Source organism: Mesorhizobium sp. WSM2561, from assembly GCF_000513915.1.
GTDB classification, from domain to species: domain Bacteria; phylum Pseudomonadota; class Alphaproteobacteria; order Rhizobiales; family Rhizobiaceae; genus Mesorhizobium; species Mesorhizobium muleiense.
In genome coordinates, this window is record NZ_AZUX01000090.1 from 1 (window position 1) to 4,888 (window position 4,888).

A 4,888-nucleotide genomic window follows, 5' to 3' on the forward strand; every position below is an offset into this window, starting at 1 on the left:
TCCGACGATCTCGACTCCGCTGTCCCTGTATTTCTCCTGCAACTGCATCAGATGCGGCATCCCGTCCACACATGGTCCGCACCACGTTGCCCAAAATTCGACGATATACACTTTGCCGGGCTTGAAGCTCGTGAGCGGCTCGCCACGCAGCCAGTTCTCGACCTTAATCGAAGGAGCCGGGGACTCGATCTGTAATTCCACCAATGTTGCTCTCCAAAGCTTGCTTTTTGCGCGAGGTTGTTCCCGCTCAGAGACAGCACACGGGTTCAGGGGGGAAGAGAGCGTTGCTCGTCTTGCCCCCCAATTGTGCAGTCAGCATCAAGGGTGCAAAAGCCGTGCCAGCGCGCTCAGCGTCAGTAAGCCTCTGATTGCTTGGAAAAACCTCCGCAGTGCCCAGATGGCCGGTCGTAATGAACCTGACACTTTTGCCAATGTCTGTTCCGAACCTGACATTTGTCTGCCTCTGTCAGCTTTTGGACACGCATCGCCCGTGCTTCGCGCCAGAAAACTGTGGCCCCTCCGAACGGTCCCGAAGCGCCATAGCTATCACGGCGCGTGCGGCACGCAGCCTCTGCCCGTCTTCCCGAGGCCATTCGCCTCAGTGACATCAGCTACGTGATGCCGTGCTGCTCACACAACCGGGCGACACTCCTGGCTTGGCGTCGGCTGGCAGCGCGGCCCGCCGAGGATCTCCTGACAAAAAGGCCTTGCCGCGATGCTGGATGAGTTCGGTTTCGTCCAGGACGACGAGGTGGTCACCGATCTAGCGGACGACCTTCGCAGTTCGGCACCCGCGTTGGGACGCTGGGATGATGCCGGCGCGCTCATGGCCGCCGAACGATGTGGCTTCGGGCGCGTGGCTGGCCGATGCCCTGCCGGCGCAGCGCCTGGCTGGGCCGATGCCATTCCGTTGTTCGGCACCGAGGCAGTGTTGGGCATGAGCTCAGGCCGATCGCGACAAGAGTGGGCATGCTCTATCTCGGCCGGCTGGTCGAGGAAGCGCCAGCGCGCGAGCTCTCCGCCGCGCCGAAGCATCCCTACACCAGGATGCTCGACGCCGTTTCCGACTTCGGCATGGAAGGCGTCAAGCGCCAGTTGATCACCGGCGAGATCCCCAATCCGATCAATCCACCGACAGGCTGCCACTTCAACGATCGGTACCGCAAGCGCCCGACCTACGTTTCGCGAATGGACGATTTCTCGCCCGACGACCTTGAACGGGTCATGCCGATAGGGCCGATCTTCATCCATGGGCGGCGGCAATTTCGGCGACATCTGGGGTGCACATCAGGATTTCCGCGAGCGTGTGCTCGAGCGGTTCTCTGAGCGTCAGGTCATCCAGTTCGCCCAGTCGATTCACTACAAGTCGAAAGAACGCGTGGAACAGAGTGCGCGAGCCATCGGACGCCACAAGAATTTCGTGCTGTTGGTCCGCGATGAAGAATCGAAGGAATTCGCTCAGAAGCACTTCGATTGCCAGGTGCGCCTCTGCCCGGATATGGCCTTCTGCATCGGCGCGCTTTGGGTCACGCATCTTCGAATTCCAGCCTCTTCCCCTTTATGGGGGCGGCGAACTGGACGGTTTCCACGACCTGCTGATCCTGGCTTATCGGTTGCTGCACGACGTCAACGGAGCTTGGCCTGGGCGTGGGTTGGACTGTTGCTTGCCGCATCCCTCGGCGTCATGACCTTTGCCCTGACCCAGTTAGGGAAGGGGATAAGGAACAGGCGCTCGGGGCTCATCGATCACGTCCTGCTCTTCCTTCACATCGGATTCATCGGCCTTGCGCAAGTCATCGATATTGCCACGGCATCCAATGCTCTGTCGGCAGTGGAAGAGATGTTCGATTTCAACGCCAGCCTTGCCCTAGTGTTTTACGTGGCCGAGCAAGCCCATCGGGCGTGGGCCGAAAGCTGCGCGATCCCTGGCAGTGTCGAAACAACGGGCGGGATACTCAGGGCCATGCCCGCCCCTGTCCCGCCTCAGTGGGAATCCTTCGTCACGGCGTTGCCGCGCACGCCTTTGAGGAAGTCGAAATCGGCGCCGGTGTCTGCCCCCCCGGTCACGTGGTCACGGTAGAGCATGGCATACCCGCTTCGGGCATCTGCACGATGCGCCGGCCGGTGCAGCTGAGCCGTAACCCGCCGGCTGCTATCGACGGCGGGGACGGCGGCATTGCCCGAGAGCGCTATGCCGAGCGCGTCGGCCATGGAGGCCATTGTGGACCCGTGCCCATCGTGTTGCACAAACCGGGCGAGCGGCTCATCGCCTGCTCGGCATGGAGGAAAAAGCACTTTGGCTCATAGTGCCGGCCTTGATCGCCTCCGGCATCTCCAAGGCGCGGTGCCGGAGCCGACGCGTTCGTTGCGAAACCAGCCGTTGAACATCGGCCCGCCTGTGACCGCTATGGGAGAGCGAGGGGAGGAGAAAGCTCCCCTCGCGGACGACGCGGCCTTAAAACAACAGGCGGCCCACACAAGGCGGCGAAAACGCGATGACAGTCAAGCCGGCCACGTCTCACTTTGGTTTCCGCGCGCAGCAGTGCGGTAGCGCAAGCGGCAGATGAATGGCCCGACATTAATCGGTGACCTGCAATGCCAAAAGATACAAAGGATAGATTGTTGGGGCGTTTCAGATGGGCACCATTGTCTCATACCGGTTGGCAACCCCATCGAGAGTGTCTTCGCCACCGTGCGGCACAGGACGGTGCGCACCAAGGGCTCGTTGTCGCCGACCACCGCCAAGCTGATGGTATTCAAACTAAATTAGTGATCGCCGCATCGAAGACCACCTGACGGCACTACTCAGTTGGCGAAGCACATCTCAGGTGTCAGATGGAACGTGGTATGGAGGTGATCCAAGTGCTGGCGAACCATGGCGCCCGATCGCCTCGTCACACAAAATTCCGCATAGATTGACTTGGCGATGCTCGCCTTCGCAATGCCCGCGCGATACGACTCACGTTGATCCGCAACCCTCCCAACTCGACGGCAAAAATCCGCTCGTGGATCCAGGACATTCGCCCCGCATTTCAGACTTGTTCGAAGCGGACTCGACCCGCACGGGTCAACGGTCTGTCTGGCGCAGAGGCTGCCGCTCAACGCGCCCCACTGCAAAATCAAGAATGCGACATGCTGACTTTTATAACCCGCGTCAGCCTCTCGAAAGGTAACACTAGTAGGGGGAGAACGAGGCTGCCTGCATTTGCAAGCCGGCCCCAACCGGAGTTGGAATATGGACCGATTTCAGAACGTCAACCCATCCGGGCGATATTCTGCTACGTACAACGCCACGGTGCAACAGCGGCCAAAGCAAGAGCAAGCAGCATTTGAGCAGCACTTGCGCGACGTGCCACATGTCGATGCCGCAGTTGCCCGCCCTAGCCAGGTCCTTGATGTCTCTCAAGACGAGCGCATTGGGGTGAGGACTTGGCGCCCAAGGAAAGGCAATTCGCGGTCGCCATTAGAGCCGACGGCCCAATTGCCCGTGCAAAGTTTTGCTGAGGAACAACCATTGGGTAGTGCCGCGGATCGGGGCGACGAGTATGGCGCACCGGCGAAGAGGCAGAGGACACTAAACAATCCGCAGGTCGCCGTTCAGGGGCTGCTGAGCGAAAGCGGGAATTCAGGCGCACGCGTGCTGATGCAGGCCGCCACCTCGCTGCTGCCCGCTATCAACGAAGCGCAGATCGGGCGGGGGCGGCTCAACAACCCTGACGCGCCGAACAAAGATCTTGACGGCTTCAAGCGTCCTACCAATACGACTCAAAATTCAACCCTGGTTACCGTGGGTGGCGACAACCGTGCTCTTTATTCCAAAGATGCGTCCCTTATCGGGGACCTGGAGTCAGCGCTCCGCAAGGGCAAGGTCACGGAGGCCACCGTCAAGGTCAATGTAAATCCTCTTTTGCGCTTCGCTCGTTGGCTTGTTGAGAACGGAAAGCAGGGCTTTGCTACTCGCCTTGACGAGACGTCGCTGAAACAGGATTTGAAGCAGTACGAGGGATCGGGTGGTCCGTCCCTCGAAGCGCCGATGCGCCATCTCAAGATTGCGGAGGCCGGCGGCGTGCCGATCGTAGGTCGCTCTATCCGGAATCCGCATTCCTGTGACGAACCCCTCATCAAACTGAACAACGCAATCCAGTCTGCAACACTGGTTACCGTGGGTGGCGACAAACGTGCTCTTTATTCCGAAGATGCGTCCCTTATCGGGGTGCTGGAATCAGCGCTCCGCAAGGGCAAGGTCGCGGAGAGCACCTTCAAGCTCAATGTAAATGCTCTTTTGAACTTCGCTCGCTGGCTCGTTGCCAACGGAAAGCAGGGCTTTGCTACTCGCCTGGACGAGAGATCGCTGAACCAGGATCTGAAGCAGTACGAGGGATCGGGTGGTCCCTCCCTCAAAGTGCCCATGCATCATCTCAAGATTGCGGAGGCCGGCGGCCCCCTGCCAATCGTAGGTCGCTCTGTCCGCAATCCCTATTCCCAGGACGAAGCCCTCATCAAACTGTACAATGCAACTCCGTCTGCGAAGAACGTCGACCAAGCTAAGGCAATGAGGTATACATCTGCTCTTACGCGTTTCAGTGATTACCTACACAAAAACGGTAAGATGGGCATTGCCGATCGCCTTAACCACAAGACGCTGGATGATGATCTCAAGCTCTATCCAGGTGATTACGCAGCGATCCAAGCCGCGCTGCTGCATCTGCGGACATCGGGCGTCGGAGATTTGGGATCTGGGCGCCATATTGCCCCTGTTTTGCGCGACGATGCTCACCTTGCGGCAGCGCCCTCTGTCAGGGCTCGCTCCAACACCTTCGGCGGTCTTCAGTCTTTTGTTGATCTGAATGCGCCCACACCGTCCGACTTACGCGACGATGCTCACTTT

1 protein-coding gene and 5 pseudogenes are annotated in these 4,888 nt (G+C 59.5%); 4 read left to right on the top strand and 2 right to left on the bottom strand.

The genetic code is table 11. The annotated features are described in order from the left end of the window. Window positions 1–201 (bottom strand): TlpA disulfide reductase family protein (locus M727_RS38620; RefSeq protein WP_156941725.1); only part of this gene is annotated, 201 nt, incomplete at its 3' end. An 846-nt stretch (window positions 202–1,047) separates the two neighbouring features. Between M727_RS38620 and M727_RS43585 the strand changes: the two are divergent. Then, a pseudogene (locus tag M727_RS43585) lies at window positions 1,048–1,110 on the top strand (hypothetical protein); the annotation flags it as partial. Between the two features lie 42 nt (window positions 1,111–1,152). Then, window positions 1,153–1,522, top strand: a pseudogene (locus M727_RS43590) (polysaccharide pyruvyl transferase family protein); the annotation flags it as partial. Window positions 1,523–2,102: 580 nt separating this feature from the next. On the opposite strand, the pseudogene M727_RS42665 reads toward M727_RS43590, so the two are convergent. Then, window positions 2,103–2,409, bottom strand: a pseudogene (locus tag M727_RS42665) (dihydroxy-acid dehydratase); the annotation flags it as partial. A 256-nt stretch (window positions 2,410–2,665) separates the two neighbouring features. Between M727_RS42665 and M727_RS41125 the strand changes: the two are divergent. Continuing rightward, a pseudogene (locus M727_RS41125) lies at window positions 2,666–2,919 on the top strand (hypothetical protein); the annotation flags it as partial. Window positions 2,920–3,235: 316 nt separating this feature from the next. Then, a pseudogene (locus tag M727_RS0132425) lies at window positions 3,236–4,888 on the top strand (hypothetical protein); the annotation flags it as partial.